Annotated in this window: 9 protein-coding genes; all 9 read left to right on the top strand. The window is 49.4% G+C overall.

All coding sequences use genetic code 11. From position 1 onward, the window contains the following. Positions 1-280 precede the first annotated feature (280 nt). The 9 genes from P6910_RS25420 to P6910_RS25385 all read left to right on the top strand — a co-directional run bounded on the left by P6910_RS25420 (position 281) and on the right by P6910_RS25385 (position 17,679). Positions 281-1,627: an NCS2 family permease gene (locus P6910_RS25420; RefSeq protein ID WP_317144025.1), complete on the top strand. Its 1,347-nt coding sequence runs from the start codon at positions 281-283 to the stop codon at positions 1,625-1,627. 526 nt (positions 1,628-2,153) lie between these two features. Next, positions 2,154-3,128, top strand: a complete 975-nt coding sequence (locus tag P6910_RS25415) for a C2H2-type zinc finger protein (protein ID WP_317144024.1) — start codon at positions 2,154-2,156, stop codon at positions 3,126-3,128. Positions 3,129-3,581: 453 nt separating this feature from the next. After that, positions 3,582-5,381, top strand: a complete 1,800-nt coding sequence (locus tag P6910_RS25410) for a C2H2-type zinc finger protein (protein ID WP_317144023.1) — start codon at positions 3,582-3,584, stop codon at positions 5,379-5,381. Between the two features lie 288 nt (positions 5,382-5,669). After that, positions 5,670-7,469 (top strand): C2H2-type zinc finger protein, encoded by a 1,800-nt coding sequence (locus P6910_RS25405; RefSeq protein ID WP_317144022.1) that lies wholly within the window; start codon positions 5,670-5,672, stop codon positions 7,467-7,469. Positions 7,470-8,100: 631 nt separating this feature from the next. Then, positions 8,101-9,981, top strand: coding sequence for a C2H2-type zinc finger protein (locus P6910_RS25400; RefSeq protein WP_317144021.1), 1,881 nt, complete (start codon positions 8,101-8,103; stop codon positions 9,979-9,981). Positions 9,982-10,267: 286 nt separating this feature from the next. Further along, entirely contained in the window at positions 10,268-11,740 is a 1,473-nt protein-coding gene (locus P6910_RS25395) for a C2H2-type zinc finger protein (protein ID WP_317144020.1), read from the top strand. 285 nt (positions 11,741-12,025) lie between these two features. Next, complete coding sequence (locus tag P6910_RS25390) at positions 12,026-15,202, top strand: C2H2-type zinc finger protein (protein ID WP_317144019.1); 3,177 nt, start codon at positions 12,026-12,028, stop codon at positions 15,200-15,202. After that, entirely contained in the window at positions 15,195-15,404 is a 210-nt protein-coding gene (locus P6910_RS27040; protein ID WP_410493861.1) for a transposase, read from the top strand. Before P6910_RS25390 ends, P6910_RS27040 begins: the two co-directional genes overlap by 8 nt. A 394-nt stretch (positions 15,405-15,798) precedes the next feature. After that, positions 15,799-17,679, top strand: coding sequence for a C2H2-type zinc finger protein (locus tag P6910_RS25385; protein WP_317144018.1), 1,881 nt, complete (start codon positions 15,799-15,801; stop codon positions 17,677-17,679). Positions 17,680-17,857: the final 178 nt, after the last annotated feature.

Raw genomic sequence — 17,857 nt, 5'->3', positions numbered from 1 at the left:
GTAGAATATTTTTCTTCGCTCATATCTGCGACTTGTAATTTGACTATTTGGTCGGGAAAATAGCAAGCGAAATCAGCAAAATGCTGGTATTAAAAAGACAGGCTGGTGTTAAAAAGATAGGCAGCAGACTCAGCTGTCCTGGAACAAATAATGCTATCAAAAAAGCCTCGTACACCTTTGGATCATTTTTTATGGACCCTGGGTAAATTCAGTATTATCAGTTTTGATCAGTTGGTTAGATCATTGCATCGATAAGAACAACAATTATATGGAGTCTGGAATGGATAACGCTGACATGTCGCCCGCTGTGGGTGGGTATAAGAGTGCATCACTGCTCGATCGTCTCTTCAAACTCAGTGCCAAAAACACGACAGTAAAAACTGAAGTGATGGCAGGTCTGACGACCTTCATTACCATGTGTTATGTGGTATTTGTCATACCGGGAATGCTCGGTGATGCCGGGATGGACAAGGGAGCCCTGTTCACTGCCACCTGTCTGGTCGCGGGCCTGAGTACCATCGCCATCGGTCTTTTCGCTAATTGGCCTGTGGGACTGGCTCCGGGTATGGGTTTGAACGCTTTCTTTGCCTACGCGGTGGTGCTGGGGATGGGCTACACCTGGCAAGAAGCCATGGGTGCTGTGTTTTGGGGCGGCATAGGCTTCATGTTGTTGAGCCTGTTCAAAGTCAGGGCATGGATTGTAGACAGCATTCCTGTGGGTCTCAGAGTCGGAATCACCAGCGGTATTGGCCTCTTCCTGGCACTGATTGGTCTTAAAAATGCCGGCATTGTGGTGGCCAGCCCGGGCACCATAGTGACTTTGGGGGACATCACTCAGTTTGGCCCAATGATGGCCTGTCTCAGTCTGTTTCTTATTCTGGGTCTGGCATTCCGTGGCCTCAAAGCCGCTGTGCTGATCGCTATTGCCGTTGTCACCTCTATTGCCTTGTTGACCGGTGATGTTGCTTTTAGTGGCGTGGCTTCAGCGCCACCCAGCATGATGCCTATCGTCGGTGGACTGGACATTATGGGTGCTCTCAACCCTGAAATGCTGGGTGTCATTATTGCTTTCATGTTCGTCAATCTGTTTGATACGACAGGTACCCTGATTGCCGTGGGCGACAAGGCGGGTCTGGCCGACAAAGACGGCAAAATGCACAACATGAACAGAGCCATGATCACTGACGGTACAGCTTCATGGGCGGGTGCACTGGTGGGTACACCGACGGTAACTTCCTATGTTGAAAGTGCTTCAGGTGTGGCCGCAGGAGGTCGCACCGGTCTGACAGCGGTCACCATTGGTTTGCTGTTTTTGCTTTGTGCTTTCTTCTCTCCCCTGGCCGGGATGGTACCTGCTTATGCAACTGCGGGAGCCCTGATTTATGTTGCTGTTCTGATGGTGGGCAGCCTTGCTAATATTGACTGGAACGATCTGACAGAAGCCGGACCGGTTATGATGACCGCTATCATGATGCCACTGAGCTTTTCTATTGCTAATGGTATCGCTCTGGGATTCATCGCTTATCCGGTGATTAAAGTTCTGGCTGGACGTTCCAGCGATGTCAGTATCAGTGTCTGGGTATTGGCGGTGCTCTTTGCTCTCAAGTTTGTGTTCTTTGGCGTCTAAGCCCCTCTGGCTTGCTCATTTCAGGTGAGCAAGCCTGTTTACTCCCTTCAGGCAAAAATTCTCAATCAACGTTTACAAAAAAAGGCAGTAGAAAAACTCTGTGGATGAAGGTCTAAAAACATCCCCACTAGTCAAATTTCAATGTGTGTGGATTATGGCTCCAGCTCTGTGATCGTCGCTGAGTTCATCGCTTTTCTCAAACCGATTTTTACGACAGTCATCAGGTATAAAACATCGGTGTTTCAGTAAAATTCCAGAACGTCCGCCATGTATGGAGAATCCATGAACCACTATGTATTAGTTTCGTGCCCATCATCTTCTCGTCTATCCTCACTGCTCCTATCTATAGAAAACAAAGGATAGAAACATTAAAAGTCTACTCTCCCACGTATTGGTTTTTTTGCCTATCGTTTGCCCGTTTGAGCCGCAGACTTACCGTTTTATCGTTGAGGTTAACCAGAATGGGGCTTCGACAAGCCAGAGCTTTTCTATAAAAACTGAGCCGGGCGGATTATCTGCAATGCCAATGGCCGATTGGAGGCCGAGGCAAAACGAACTATCACACATGATTATCACTTTGATGTACGGAACGGGCGGCGGTAACTCTTCCCGGACAACCGGGCCAGAGGATCATGGTCAGTCATTCAATAGACATCCAGAAAAATCGCATTATCTATATGAAAACGACCATAATGATGAAAATCCGGGTCGGCCCACCGACTCTCGACATAGCTTTGACGAAAATTGCCATGAGCAGCCCTGTTGTAATCAACAAAGAGTCTGTATCTTCGCTCCTTCCACAAGTGCTCAGTGTCGTTCAACCTCAGATGACTCTTTGCAAACAGGCGATCAGAAATCTGACCCGGTAAGCCGTCCTGCTGAAGGTCCGACAGTTGTCTCAGGAGCTGATAGCACAAGCGGTTCATCATTAAAACTAAATCCACCACCTGCGCAAAAACAAAGGAAGGCAGGCTCCAAAAAATACCGATGTGATCATCCCGGCTGTGAAAAATCACTTGGCTCTCAATCCTCATTGTACAATCACAAAAGTCAATATCACACCGGAGAACGAACCTGTCTTGAGTGCCAGAAGCACCTGCCAAACGCTCAAGCCCTGACGGTTCACAAAAGAAAAGATCACACCGGAGAGCAAATCTGCTCTGAGTGCAAGACGACCCTGCCAAACGCGAAAGCCTTCTCGGTTCACAAAAGTCAATATCACAGCGGAGAGCGAATTTGCCCTGAGTGCCAGAAGACCCTGCCAAATACTCAAGCCCTGTCGGTTCACAAAAGAAAAGATCACACCGGAAAGCAAACCTGCCCTGAGTGCCGGAAGACCCTGGCAAACGTTCAAGCCCTGTCGGCTCACAAAAGTCAATATCACAGAGGAGAGCGAAGCTGCTCTGAGTGCCAAAAGATCTTGCCAAACGCCTGCGCCCTGTCAAATCATAAAAGGCAACACCGAAAACGAAAGCTTGATGATGCAAAGTCAAGTGATTGATTTCTGCTTGTCACAGGCTCAGGAGGGAAAGGCACTGCACACGTTTGGGCATGATCTGAAGTGCAATGCTCACGTTCACCTGTCTATCACCTGCGGGTGTTAACCGATGACATAAAGACATGTAAGGCAATCTTCTTCAGCAAGCAGCTCTTAAACTCTATTGGAATTTATACGTCAGTAGATTATCTATCTGCGCTTTGTAATTCCTATAGAGCGTGCCAACATTGAAAAGCTCCCAAACTTCCTATCGTCTATCCTCACTGCTCCTATCCATGGAAAACGAAGGATATAACCATTAAAAGTCTACTCTCGCACGTATGGGTCTTTTTGCCCTTCGTCTGCCCGGTTGAGCCGCAAACATATGGTTTTATCGTAGAGGTTGACCAGAATGGGGCTTCGACAAGCCAGAGTTTTTCTATAAAAACTGAGCCGGGCATATTAACTGCAATGCCAATGACCGACTGGAGGCTGATGCAAAACGAACCATCACACATGACCAATACAAACGGATATTCAGGGTCAGGCACGCCACCCGATGACAAACCCTCCAGGCGAAACAAACTTCAGATCATCACTTTGATGTACGGAACGAGCGGCGGTAACTGTTCCCGGACAACGGAGTCAGAGGATCATGGTCAGTCCTTCAATAGACATTCAGAAAAATCGCATTATTTATACGACAACGACCATAATGATGAAAATTCGGGCCGACCCACCGACTCCCGACATAGCCTGGACAAAAATTGCCACGAACAGCCCTGTTGTACTCAACAGAGGGTCTGTATCTTCGCTCCTTCCACAAGTACCTGGTGTCGTTCAATCTCAAATGACTCTTTCGCTTACAGAACAGATGTCTATTTGCAAACAGGCGATCAGGAATCTGACTCGGTAAGCCATCCTGCTGAAGGTCCGACAGTTGGCTTGGAAGCTGACAACACAAACGGTTCATCATTAAAATTAAATCCGCCTCCTGCGAAAAAACAAAAGAAGGCAGGCTCAAAAAAATACCGATGCAATCACCCCGGCTGTGAAAAATCACTTAGCTCTCAAAGCTCATTGAACACTCACAAAAGCCAATATCACAGCGGAGAGCAAACTTGCCTTGAGTGCCAGAAGACCCTGCGAAACAGTCTAGCCCTGTGGAAACACAAAAGAAAAGAACACAGCGGAGAGCAAACCTGCCCTGAGTGCAAGAAGACCCTGCCGAATGCTCAAGCCCTGTCGGATCACAAAAGAAAAGAACACACCGTAGAGCAAACCTGCCCTGAGTGCCAAAAGACCCTGGCAAGCGCTCTAGCCCTGTTGAATCACAAAAGAAAAGAACACACCGGAGAGCAAACCTGCCCTGAATGCCAGAAGACCCTGCCAAACGCTCAAGCCCTGTCGAATCACAAAAGCCAATATCACACCGGAGAGAAAACCTGCCCCGAGTGCCATAAGACCCTGGTAAACGCTCAAGCCCTGTTGACTCACAGAAGAAAAGATCACACCGGAGAGCAAACTTGCCCTGAGTGCCAAAAGACCCTGCCAAACGCGAAAGCCCTGTCGAATCACAAAAGAAAAAAACACACCGGAGAGCAAATCTGTCCTGAGTGCCAGAAGACCCTGGCAAGCGCTCCAGCCCTGTGGGATCACAAAAGAAAATATCACACCGGAGAACAAACCTGCCCTGAGTGTCAGAAGACCCTGCCAAACACTAAAGCCCTGTCGAATCACAAAAGAAAAGAACACACCGGAGAGCAAATCTGTCCTGAGTGCCAGAAGACCCTGCCAAACACTCTAGCCTTGTCGAATCACAAAAGAAAAGATCACAGCGGAAAGCAAACCTGCCCTGAGTGCCAGAAGACCCTGCCAAACGCTCCAGCCCTGTCGAATCACAAAAGCCAATATCATAGCGGAGAGCAAACCTGCCCTGAGTGCCAGACAACCCTGCCACACGCTCAAGCCCTGTTGACTCACAGAAGAAAAGATCACAGCAGAGAGCAAACCTGCCCTGAGTGCCAGAAGACCCTGCCAAACGCTCCAGCCCTGTCGAATCACAAAAGCCAATATCATAGCGGAGAGCAAACCTGCCCTGAGTGCCAGACAACCCTGCCACACGCTCAAGCCCTGTTGACTCACAGAAGAAAAGATCACAGCAGAGAGCAAACTTGCCCTGAGTGCCAGAAGACCCTGCCAAACGCTCCAGCCCTGTCGAATCACAAAAGGCAACACCGTAAACGAAAGCTTGATGATGCAAAGTCAAGTGATTGATTTCTGCTTGTCACAGGCTCAGGAGGGAAAGGCACTGCACACGTTTGGGCTTGCCAACATTGAAAAGCTTCCAAACTTCCTATCGTCTATCCTCACTGCTCCTATCCTTGGAAAACGAAGGATATCACCATTAAAAGTCTACTCTCGCACGTATGGGTCTTTTTGCCTTTCGTCTTCCCGGTTGAGCCGCAGACTTACCATTTTCTCGTAGAGGTTGATCAGAATGGGGCTACGACAAGCCAGAGTTTTTCTATAAAAGCTGAGCCGGGCATATTAACTGCAATGCCAATGATCGACTGGAGGCTGATGCAAAACGAACCATCACACATGACCAACACAAACGGATATTCAGGGTCAGGCACGCCACCCGATGACAAACCCTCCAGGCGAAACAAACTTCAGATCATCACTTTGATGTACGGAACGGGCGGCGGTAACTATTCACTAAAAACGGAGCCAGAGGATCATGGTCAGTCATTCAATAGACATTCAGAAAAATCGCATTATTTATGCGACAATGACCATAATGATGAAAGTTCGGGCAGGCCAACCGACTCACGACATAGCCTTGATAAAAGTTGCCTTGAACAGCCCTGTTGTAATCAACAAAGAGTCTGTATCTTCGCTCCTTCCACAAGTATCCGGTGTCGTTCAACCTCAGATGACTCTTTCGCTTGCAGAACAGATGTCTATTTGCAAACAAGCGATCAGGAATCCGGCCCCGTAAGCCATCCTGCTGAAGGTCTGACAGTTGTCTCAGGAGCTGACAGCACAACCGGTTCATCGTTAAAATTAAATCCACCTCCTGCGAAAAAACAAAGGAAAGCAGGCTCCAAAAAATGCCGATGTGATCACCCCGACTGTGAAAAATCATTTAGCTCTCAAGGCTCATTGAACTCTCACAAAAGTCAATATCACACCGGAGAACGAACCTGCCTTGAGTGCCAGAAGCCCCTGCCAAGCGCTCATGCCCTGGCGGTTCACAAAAGAAAAGAACACAGCGGAGAGAAAACCTGCCCTGAGTGCCAGAAGACCTTGGCAAACAGTCAGGCCCTGTCGGCTCACAAAAGTCAATATCACACAGGAGAGAAAACCTGCCCTGAATGCCAGAAGACCCTGCCAAACGCTCAAGCCCTGTGCGATCACAAAAGAAAAGAACACACCGGAGAGCGAACCTGCCCTGAGTGCCAGAAGACTCTGGCAAGCGCTCAAGCCCTGTCGAATCATAGAAGAAAAGATCACACCGGAGTGCAAATCTGTCCTGATTGTCATAAGCCCCTGCCAAACGCTCAAGCCCTGTCGAATCATAGAAGAAAAGATCACACCGGAGTGCAAATCTGTCCTGATTGCCATAAGCCCCTGCCAAAAGCTCAAGCCCTGTTGGATCATAGAAGAAAACATCACACCGGAGAGCAAAGCTGCCCTGATTGCCAGAAGATCCTGCCAAACGCAAAAGCCCTGTCTGCTCACAAAAGAAAGGATCACACCGGAGAGCAAAGCTGCCCTGAGTGCCAGAAGCTCACGCTAAACGCTCAAGACCTTTCGATTCACAGAAGTTTATATCACAGCGGCAAGCAAACTTGTCCTAAGTGCCGGACGACCCTACCAAACGCAAAAGCCCTGTCGGTTCACAAAAGAAAAGACCACAGCGGAAAGCAAACCTGTCCTGAGTGCGAGAAGACCCTGGCAAACACTCTAGCGCTGTCGGTTCACAAAAGCCAATATCACAGCGGAGAGCAAACCTGCCCTGAGTGCCAGACGACTCTGCCACACGCTCAAGCCCTGTTGACTCACAGAAGAAAAGATCACAGCGGAGAGCAAACTTGCCTTGAGTGCCAGAAGCCCCTGCCAAGCGCTCATGCCCTGGCGGTTCACAAAAGAAAAGATCACAGCGGAGAGAAAACCTGCCCTGAGTGCCAGAAGACATTCGCAAACAGTCATGCCCTGTCGGCTCACAAAAGTCAATATCACACAGGAGAGAAAACCTGCCCTGAATGCCAGAAGACCCTGCCAAGCGCTCAAGCCCTGTCGAATCACAAAAGGCAACACCGTAAACGAAAGCTTGATGATGCAAAGTCAAGTGATTGATTTTTGCTTGTCACTGGCTCAGGAGGGAAAGGTATTGCACAGGTTTGGGCATGATCTGAAGTGCAATGCTCACGTCCATCTGTCTATCTATCACCTACGGGGGTGAACCGATGATAAAAAGACATGGAAGGCAATCTTCTCCAGCAAGCAGCTCTTAAACCCTATTGGAAAAAATATTCGTATGTATACCAATCGAACTTTCTAACTCCCTATTGCGCTGAAGATTTGAGCCTTAATCCTGTGTTGGCGATCGTCGCCATAGCTAAGGCTATGACTCCTCACGCCGCCTTGTCTTAAGGCTCAAATCTCCATACTCATCACGGGAGTTAGAAAGCACGATTGGTATTATACGTCAGTGGTTTATCTATTTGCGCTTTCTAATTCCTATAGCGCTTGCCAACATTGAAAAGCTCCCAAACTTCCTATCGTCTATCCTCACTGCTCCTATCCTTGGAAAACAAAGGATATAACCATTAAAAGTCTACTCTCGCACGTATGGGTCTTTTTGCCTTTCGTCTTCCCGGTTGAGCCGCAGACTTACCATTTTCTCGTAGAGGTTGATCAGAATGGGGCTGCGACAAGCCAGAGTTTTTCTGTAAAAACTGAACCGGGCATATTAACTGCAATGCCAATGACCGACTGGAGGCTGATGCAAAACGAACCATCACAAATGGTCAGCACAAACGGATATTCGGGGTCAGGCACGCTACCAGATGACAAACCCTCCAGGCGAAACAAACCTCAGATCATCACTTTGATGTACGGAACGGGCGGCGGTAATTATTCCCGGACAACGGAGTCAGAGGATCATGGTCAGTCATTCAACAGACATTCAGAAAAATCGCATTATTTATACGACAATGACAATAATGATGAACATTCGGGACGGCCCACCGACTCCCGACATAGCCTTGACAAAAATTGCCACGAACAGCCCTGTTGTAATCAACAGAGAGTCTGTATATTCGCTCCTTCCACAAGCACCCGGTGTCGTTCAACCTCAGATGACTCTTACGCTTGCAGAACAGATGTCTATTTACAAACAGGCGATCAGGAATCTGGCCCCGTAAGCCATCCTGCTGAAGGTCTGACAGTTGCCTCAGTAGCTGACAGCACAACCGGTTCATCGTTAAAATTAAATCCACCTCCTGCGAAGAAACAAAGGAAAGCAGGCCCCAAAAAATACGCATGTAATCACCCCGACTGTGAAAAATCATTTAGCTCTCAAGGCTCATTGAAGAATCACAAAAGTCGGTATCACACCGGAGTGCAAATCTGCCCTGATTGCCATAAGCCCCTGCCAAACGCACAAGCCCTGTCGGATCATAGAAGAAAAGATCACACCGGAGTGCAAATCTGCCCTGAGTGCCATAAGCCCTTGTCAAACGCACAAGCCTTGTCGGATCATAGAAGAAAAGATCACACCGGAGGGCAAACCTGCCCTGAGTGCCAGAAGAGCCTGCCAAACGCGAAAGCCCTGTCGAATCACAAAAGCCAATATCACAGCGGAGAGCAAAATTGCCCTGAGTGCCAGAAGAGCCTGCCAAACAATCTAGCCCTGTCGAATCACAAAAGAAAAGAACACAGCGGAGAGCAAACCTGCCCTGAGTGCCAGAAGACCCTGGTAAGCGCTCTAGCCCTGTCGAATCACAAAAGCCAATATCACAGCGGAGAGCAAACCTGCCCTGGTTGCCATAAGCCCCTGCCAAACGCAAAAGCCCTGTCTGCTCACAAAAGAAAAGAACACAGCGGAGAGCAAACCTGTCCTGAGTGCCAGAAGACCCTGGCAAGTGCTCAAGCCCTGTCGAATCATAAAATCCAATATCACAGCCGAGAGCAAACTTGCCCTGAGTGCCAGAAGACCCTGGCAAGCGCTCTAGCCCTGTCGAATCACAAAAGAAAAGAACACAGCGGAGAGCAAACCTGCCCTAAGTGCCAGAAGACCCTGTCAAACGCTCAAGCCCTGTCGAATCACAAAAGCCAATATCACAGCGGAGAGCAAACCTGCCCTGAGTGCCAGAAGACCCTGTCAAACGCTCAAGCCCTGTCGGATCATAAAAGAAAATATCACACGCGAGAGCAAGCCTGCCCTGAGTGCCAAAAGACCCTGCCAAACACTCTAGCCCTGTCGAATCACAAAAGAAAAGAACACAGCGGAGAGCAAACCTGCCCTAAGTGCCAGAAGACCCTGCCAAGCGCTCAAGCCCTGTGGGATCACAAAAGAAAAGATCACACAGGAGAGCAAACCTGCCCTGAGTGCCAAAAGACCCTGGCAAGCGCTCTAGCCCTGTCGAATCACAAAAGAAAAGAACACAGCGGAGAGCAAACCTGCCCTGAGTGCCAGAAGACCCTGGCAAGCGCTCTAGCCCTGTCGAATCACAAAAGAAAAGAACACAGCGGAGAGCAAACCTGCCCTGAGTGCCAGAAGACCCTGTCAAACGCGAAAGCCCTGTCGGATCACAAAAGGCTACACCGAAAACGAAAGCTTGATGATGCAAAGTCAAGTGATTGATTTCTGCTTGCAACAGGCTAAGGAGGAAAAGGCACTGCACACGTTTGGGCTTGCCAACATTGAAAAGCTCCCAAACCTCCTATCGTCTATCCTCACTGCTCCTATCCCAGGAAAAAAGGATAGAGCCATTAAAAGTCTACTTTCGCACGTATTGGTCTTTTTGCCTTTCGTCTGCCCGGTTGAGCCGCAGACTTATAGCTTTATCGTTGAGGTTGATCAGAATGGGGCCTCGAAAAGCCAGATTTTTTCTATAAAAACTGAGCCGGGCAGACTAACTGCAATGCCAATGACCGACTGGAGGCTGATGCAAAACGAACCATCCAACATGACCAGCTCAAACGGATATTCAGGGTCAGGCATGCTACCCGATCGCAAACCCTCCAGGCGAAAAAAACTTCAGATCATCACTTTGATGTACGGAACGGGCGGCGGTAACTGTTCCCGGACAACGGGGTCAGAGGATCATGGTCAGTCGTTCAATAGACATTCAGAAAAATCGCATTATTTATACGACAACGACCATAATGATGAAAATTCGGGCCGACCCACCGATTCCCGACATAGCCTTGACAAAAATTGCCATCAACAGCCCTGTTGTAATCAACAAAGAGTCTGTATCTTCTCTCCTTCCACAAGTACCTGGTGTCGTTCAATCTCAGATGACACTTTCGCTTGCAGAACAGATGTCTATTTGCAAACAGGCGATCAGGAATCTGGCCCGGTAAGCCATACTGCTGAAGGTCCGACAGTTGGCTTAGAAGCTGACAGCACAATCGGTTCATCATTAAAATTAAATCCACCACCTGCGAAAAAACAAAAGAAGACAGGCACCAAAAGATACCGATGCGCTCACCCCGGCTGTGAAACATCACTTAGATCTCAAGCCTCATTGTACAATCACAAAAGTCAATATCACACCGGAGAACGAACTTGTCTTGAGTGCCAGAAGCCCCTGCCAAACCTCCATGCCCTGGCGGTTCACAAAAGAAAATATCACACCGGAGAGCAAACCTGCCCTAAGTGCCAGAAGACCCTGGCAAACAGTCAGGCCATGTCGGCTCACACAAGCCAATATCACAGCGGAGAGAAAACCTGCCCTCAGTGCCAGAAGACCCTGCCAAACATTCTGTCCCTGTCGAATCACAAAAGAAAAGCACACAGCGGAGAGCAAACCTGCCCTGAGTGCCAGAAGACCCTGCCACACGCTGTAGCCCTGTCGAATCACAAAAGTCAATATCACAGCGGAGAGCGAACTTGCCCTGAGTGCCAGAAGACCCTGCCACACGCTGTAGCCCTGTCGAATCACAAAAGAAAAGAACACAGCGGAGAGCAAACCTGCCCTGAGTGCCAGAAGACCCTGCCACACGCTCAAGCCCTGTCGAATCACAAAAGCCAATATCACAGAGAGCGAACCTGCCCTGAGTGCCAGAAGACCCTGTCAAACGCTCAGACCATGTCGGATCATAAAAGAACATATCACAGCGGAGAGCAAGCCTGCCCTGAGTGCCAGAAGACCCTGCCAAACGCGAAAGCCCTGTCGACTCACAAAAGAAAAGAACACAGCGGAGAGCAAACCTGCCCTGTGTGCCAGAAGACCCTGGCAAGCGCTCAAGCCCTGTGGGATCACAAAAGAAAAGATCACACAGGAGAGCAAACCTGCCCTGAGTGCCAGAAGACCCTGGCAAACACTCTAGCCCTGTCGAATCACAAAAGGCTACACCGAAAACGAAAGCTTGATGATGCAAAGTCAAGTGATTGATTTCTGCTTGCAACAGGCTCAGGAGGACAAGGCACTGCACACGTTTGGGCTTGCCAACATTGAAAAGCTCCCAAACTTCCTATCGTCTATCCTCACTGCTCCTATCCCTGGAAAAAGGATAGAGCCATTAAAAGTCTACTTTCGCACGTATTGGTTTTTTTGCCTTTCGTCTGCCCGGTTGAGCCGCAGACTTATCATTTTATCGTTGAGCTTGATCAGAATGGGGCCTTGAAAAGCCAGAGTTTTTCTATAAAGACTGAGCCGGTCATATTAACTGCAATGCCAATGACCGACTGGAGGCTGATGCAAAACGAACCATCACACATGAACAGCACAAACGGATATTCAGGGTCAGGCACGCCATCAGATGTCAAACCCTCCAGGCGAAACAAACTTCAGATCATCACTTCGATGTACGGAATGGGCGGTGGTAATTATTCCCGGACAACGGTGTCAGAGGATCATGGTCAGTCATTCAATAGACATTCAGAAAAATCGCATTATTTATACGACAACGACAATAATGATGAAAATTCGGGACGGCCCACAGACTCCCGACATAGCCTTGACAAAAATTGTCATGAACAGCCCTGTTGTAATCAACAGAGAGTCTGTATATTCGCTCCTTCCACAAGTACCCGGTGTCATCCAGCCTCAGATGACTCTTTCGCTTGCAGAACAGATGCCTATTTACAAACAGGTGATCAGGAATCTGGCCCCGTAAGCCATCCTGCAGAAGGTCTGACAGTTGTCTCACGAGGTGACAGCACAACCGGTTCATCGTTAAAATTAAATCCACCTCCTGCGAAGAAACAAAGGAAAGCAGGCGCCAAAAAATACCGATGTAATCACCCCGACTGTGAAAAATCATTTAGCTCTCAAGGCTCATTGAAGAATCACAAAAGTCGGTATCACACCGGAGTGCAAATCTGCCCTGGTTGCCATAAGCCCCTGCCAAACGCAAAAGCCCTGTCTGCTCACAAAAGAAAAGAACACAGCGGAGAGCAAACCTGCCCTGAGTGCCAGAAGGCCCTGGCAAGCGCTCAAGCCCTGTCGACTCACAAAAGCCAATATCACAGCGGAGAGCAAACTTGCCCTGAGTGCCAGAAGAGCCTGCCAAACACTCTGGCCCTGTCGAATCACAAAAGAAAAGAACACACCGGAAAGCGAACCTGCCCTAAGTGCCAGAAGACCCTGGCAAGCGCTCAAGCCCTGTCGAATCACAAAAGCCAATATCACAGCGGAGAGCAAACCTGCCTTGAGTGCCAGAAGACCCTGCCAAACGCTCAGGCCCTGTCGGATCATAAAAGAAAATATCACACGGGAGAGCAAGCCTGCCCTGAGTGCCAAAAGACCCTGTCAAACGCTCAAGCCCTGTCGGTTCACAAAAGTCAATATCACACCGGAGAGCAAACCTGCCCTGAATGCCAGAAGACCCTGCCAAACGCCCAAGCCCTGTGGAATCACAAAAGAAAATATCACACAGGAGAACAAACCTGCCCTGAGTGCCAGAAGACCCTGGCAAGCGCTCAAGCCCTGTGGGATCACAAAAGAAAAGAACACAGCGGAGAGCAAACCTGCCCTGAGTGCCAGAAGACCCTGGCAAGCGCTCCAGCCCTGTCGAACCACAAAAGAAAAGAACACAGCGGAGAGCAAACGTGCCCTGAGTGCCAGAAGACCCTGGCAAGCGCTCAAGCCCTGTGGGATCACAAAAGAAAATATCACACAGGAGAACAAACCTGCCCTGAGTGCCAGAGGCCCCTGCCAAACGCGAAAGCCCTGTCGACTCACAAAAGCCAATATCACAGCGGAGAGCAGACCTGCCCTGAGTGCCAGAAGAGCCTGCCAAGCGCTTTAGCCCTGTCGAATCACAAAAGAAAAGATCACACCGGAGTGCAAATCTGCCCTGAGTGCCATAAGCCCTTGCCAAACGCACAAGCCCTGTTGGAGCATAGAAGAAAAAATCACACCGCAGAGCAAACCTGCCCTGAGTGCCAGAAGAGCCTGCCAAACACTCTAGCCCTGTCTGCTCACAAAAGAAAAGAACACAGCGGAGAACAAACCTGCCCTGAGTGCCAGAAGGCCGTGGCAAACGCACAAGCCCTGTCGACTCACAAAAGCCAATATCACAGCGGAGAGCAAACTTGCCCTGAGTGCCAGAAAAGCCTGCCAAACAATCTAGCCCTGTCGAATCACAAAAGAAAAGAACACACCGGAGAGCAAACCTGCCCTGAGTGCCAGAAGACCCTGGCAAGCACTCAAGCCCTGTCGAATCACAAAAGCAAATATCACACAGGAGAACAAACCTGCCCTGAGTGCCAGAAGACCCTGGCAAGCGCTCTAGCTCTGTCGAATCACAAAAGGAAAGAACACAGCGGAGAGCAAACCTGCCCTGAGTGCCAGAAGACCCTGGCAAGCGCTCTAGCCCTGTCGAACCACAAAAGAAAAGAACACAGCGGAGAGCAAACCTGCCCTGAGTGCCAGAAGACCCTGGCAAGCGCTCTAGCCCTGTCGAACCACAAAAGAAAAGAACACAGCGGAGAGCAAACCTGCCCTGAGTGCCAGAAGACCCTGGCAAGCGCTCTAGCCCTGTCGAACCACAAAAGAAAAGAACACAGCGGAGAGCAAACCTGCCCTGAGTGCCAGAAGACCCTGCCAAGCGCTCTAGCCCTTTGGGATCACAAAAGAAAATATCACACAGGAGAACAAACCTGCCCTGAGTGCCAGAAGACCCTGCCAAACGCGAAAGCCCTGTCGAGTCACAAAAGCCAATATCACAGCGGAGAGCAGACCTGCCCTGAGTGCCAGAAGAGCCTGCCAAGCGCTCTAGCCCTGTCGAATCACAAAAGAAAAGATCACACCGGAGTGCAAATCTGCCCTGAGTGCCATAAGCCCTTGCCAAACGCACAAGCCCTGTCGGATCATAGAAGAAAAGATCACACCGCAGAGCAAACCTGCCCTGAGTGCCAGAAGAGCCTGCCAAACACTCTAGCCCTGTCGGTTCACAAAAGAAAAGATCACAGCGGAAAGCAAACCTGCCTTGAGTGCCAAAAGGCCCTGCCAAACGCTCAAGCCCTGTCGGCTCACAAAAATCAATATCACACCGGAGGGCGAACTTGCCCTGTGTGCCAGAAGACCCTGGCAAACGCGAAAGCCCTGTCGAATCACAAAAGCCAATATCACAGCGGAGAGCGAACTTGTCCTGAGTGCCAGAAGCCCCTGCTAAACGCTCAAGCCCTGTCGGTTCACAAAAATCGATATCACAGCGGAGAGCAAACCTGCCCTCAGTGCCAGACGACCCTGCCACACGCTCAAGCCCTGTCGAATCACAGAAGAAGAGATCACACCGGAGAGCAAATCTGCCCTGAGTGTCAGGCGTCACTGCCAAACAGTCAAGCCCTGTCGAATCACAGAAGGCAACATCGGAAACGTAAGTTTGATGATGTAAATTCAAGTGATTGATTTCTGCTTGTCACAGGCCCAGGAGGGAGAGGCACTGCACACGTTTGGGCATGATCTGAAGTGCAATGCTCACGTCCATCTGTCTATCACCTGTAGGGGGTTAACCGATGACAAAAAGACATGGAAGGCAATCTTCTTCAGCAGGCAGCTCTTAAACCCTATTGGAAAAAATATTCGTATGTATACCAATCGAACTTTCTAACTCCCTATTGCGCTGAAGGCTTGAGCCTTAATCCTGCGTTGGCGATCGTCGCCATAGCTGAGGCTCAAATCTCGATGCTCATCACGGGAGTTAGAAAGCACGATTGGTGTTATACGCCGGTAGGTTATCTATTTGCGCTTTCTAATTCCTATAGCGCTTGCCAACATTGAAAGCTCCCAAACTTCCTATCGTCTATCATCACTGCTCCTATCCTTGGAAAACGAAGGATATAACCATTAAAAGTCTACTCTCGCACGTATGGGTTCTTTTGCCTTTCGTCTGCCCGGTTGAGCCGCAGACTTACCATTTTCTCGTGGAGGTTGATCGGAATGGGGCTTCGACAAGCCAGAGTTTTTCTATAAAAACTGAGCCGGGCATATTAACTGCAATGCCAATGACCGACTGGAGGCTGATGCAAAACGAACCATCACAGATGACTAACACAAACGGATATTCAGAGTCAGGCACGCCATCAGATGACAAACCCTCCAGACGAAACAAACTTCAGATCATCACTTTGATGTACGGAACGGGCGGCGGTAACTGTTCCCGGTCGACGGAGTCAGAGGATCATGGTCAGTCATTCAACAGACATTCAGAAAAATCGCATTATTTATACGACAACGACCATAATGATGAAAATTCGGGCAAGCCAACCGACTCACGACATAGCCTTGACAAAAGTTGCCTTGAACAGCCCTGTTGTAATCAACAAAGAGTCTGTATCTTCGCTCCTTCCACAAGTACCTGGTGTCGTTCAATCTCAAATGACTCTTTCGCTTGCAGAACAGATGTCTATTTGCAAACAGGCGATCAGGAATCTGGCTCGGTAAGCCATCCTGCTGAAGGTCCGACAGTTGGCTTAGAAGCTGACAGCACAATCGGTTCATCATTAAAATTAAATCCACCTCCTGCGAAAAAACAAAGGAAAACAGGCTCCAAAAAATACCAATGTGATCACGCCGACTGTGAAAAATCATTTAGCTCTCAAGGCTCATTGAGAACTCACAAAAGTCGATATCACACCGGAGCACAAAGCTGCCCTGAGTGCCAGGCGACCCTGCCACACGCTCAAGCTCTGTGGAATCACAAAAGAAAAGAACACAGCGGAGAGCAAACCTGCCCTGAGTGCCAGAAGAGCCTGCCAAACGCTCATGCCCTGTCTGCTCACAAAAGAAAAAATCACACCAGAGAGCAAACCTGCCCTGAGTGCCAGAAGACCCTGGCAAACGCTCAAGCCCTGTGGAATCACAAAAGAAAAGATCACACCGGAGAGCAAACCTGCCCTGAGTGCCAGAAGACCTTGGCAAACAGTCAGGCCCTGTCGGCTCATAAAAGTCAATATCACACCGGAGAGCAAACCTGCCCTGAATGCCAGAAGACCCTGCCAAACGCTCAGGCCCTGTGGGATCACAAAAGGAAATATCACACCGGAGTGCAAATCTGTCCTGATTGCCATAAGCCCCTGCCAAACGCTCAAGCCCTGTTGACTCATAAAAGAAAAGAACACACCGGAGAGCAAACCTGCCCTGAGTGCCAGAAGAGCTTGCCAAACGCTCAAGCCCTGTCGACTCACAAGAGAAAAGAACACAGCGGAGAGCAAACCTGCCCTGACTGCCGGAAGACCTTGGCAAACAGTCAGGCCCTGTCGGCTCACAAAAGTCAATATCACACCGGAGAGCAAACCTGCCCTGAATGCCAGAAGACCCTGCCAAACGCTCAGGCCCTGTGGGATCACAAAAGGAAATATCACACCGGAGAACAAACCTGCCCTAAGTGCCAGAAGACCCTGCCAAACGCTCAAGCCCTGTTGACTCACAAAAGAAAAGAACACAGCGGAGAGCAAACCTGCCCTGAGTGCCAGAAGACCCTGGCAAGCACTCAAGCCCTGTCGAATCACAAAAGCCAATATCATGGCGGAGAGCAAACCTGCCCTGAGTGCCAGAAGACCCTGGCAAACACTCTAGCCCTGTCGACTCACAAAAGAAAAGAACACAGCGGAGAGCAAACCTGCCCTGAGTGCCAGAAGACCCTGCCAAGCGCTCAAGCCCTGTGGGATCACAAAAGAAAAGATCACACAGGAGAGCAAACCTGCCCTGAGTGCCAAAAGACCCTGGCAAGCGCTCTAGCCCTGTCGAATCACAAAAGAAAAGAACACAGCGGAGAGCAAACCTGCCCTGAGTGCCTGAAGATCCTGTCAAACGCGAAAGCCCTGTCGGATCACAAAAGGCTACACCGAAAACGAAAGCTTGATGATGCAAAGTCAAGTGATTGATTTCTGCTTGCAACAGGCTCAGGAGGAAAAGGCACTGCACACGTTTGGGCTTGCTAACATTGAAAGGCTCCCAAACTTCCTATCGTCTATCCTCACTGCTCCTATCCCCGGAAAACAAAGGACAGAACCATTAAAAGTCTACTCTCGCACGTATGGGTCTTTTTGCCTTTCGTCTGTC

This window comes from Endozoicomonas sp. 8E, assembly GCF_032883915.1.
In the GTDB taxonomy this organism is placed as follows: Bacteria; Pseudomonadota; Gammaproteobacteria; order Pseudomonadales; family Endozoicomonadaceae; genus Endozoicomonas_A.
Note: the sequence above shows the minus strand (reverse complement) of the source record. Positions and strands in the feature narration are given on the sequence as shown.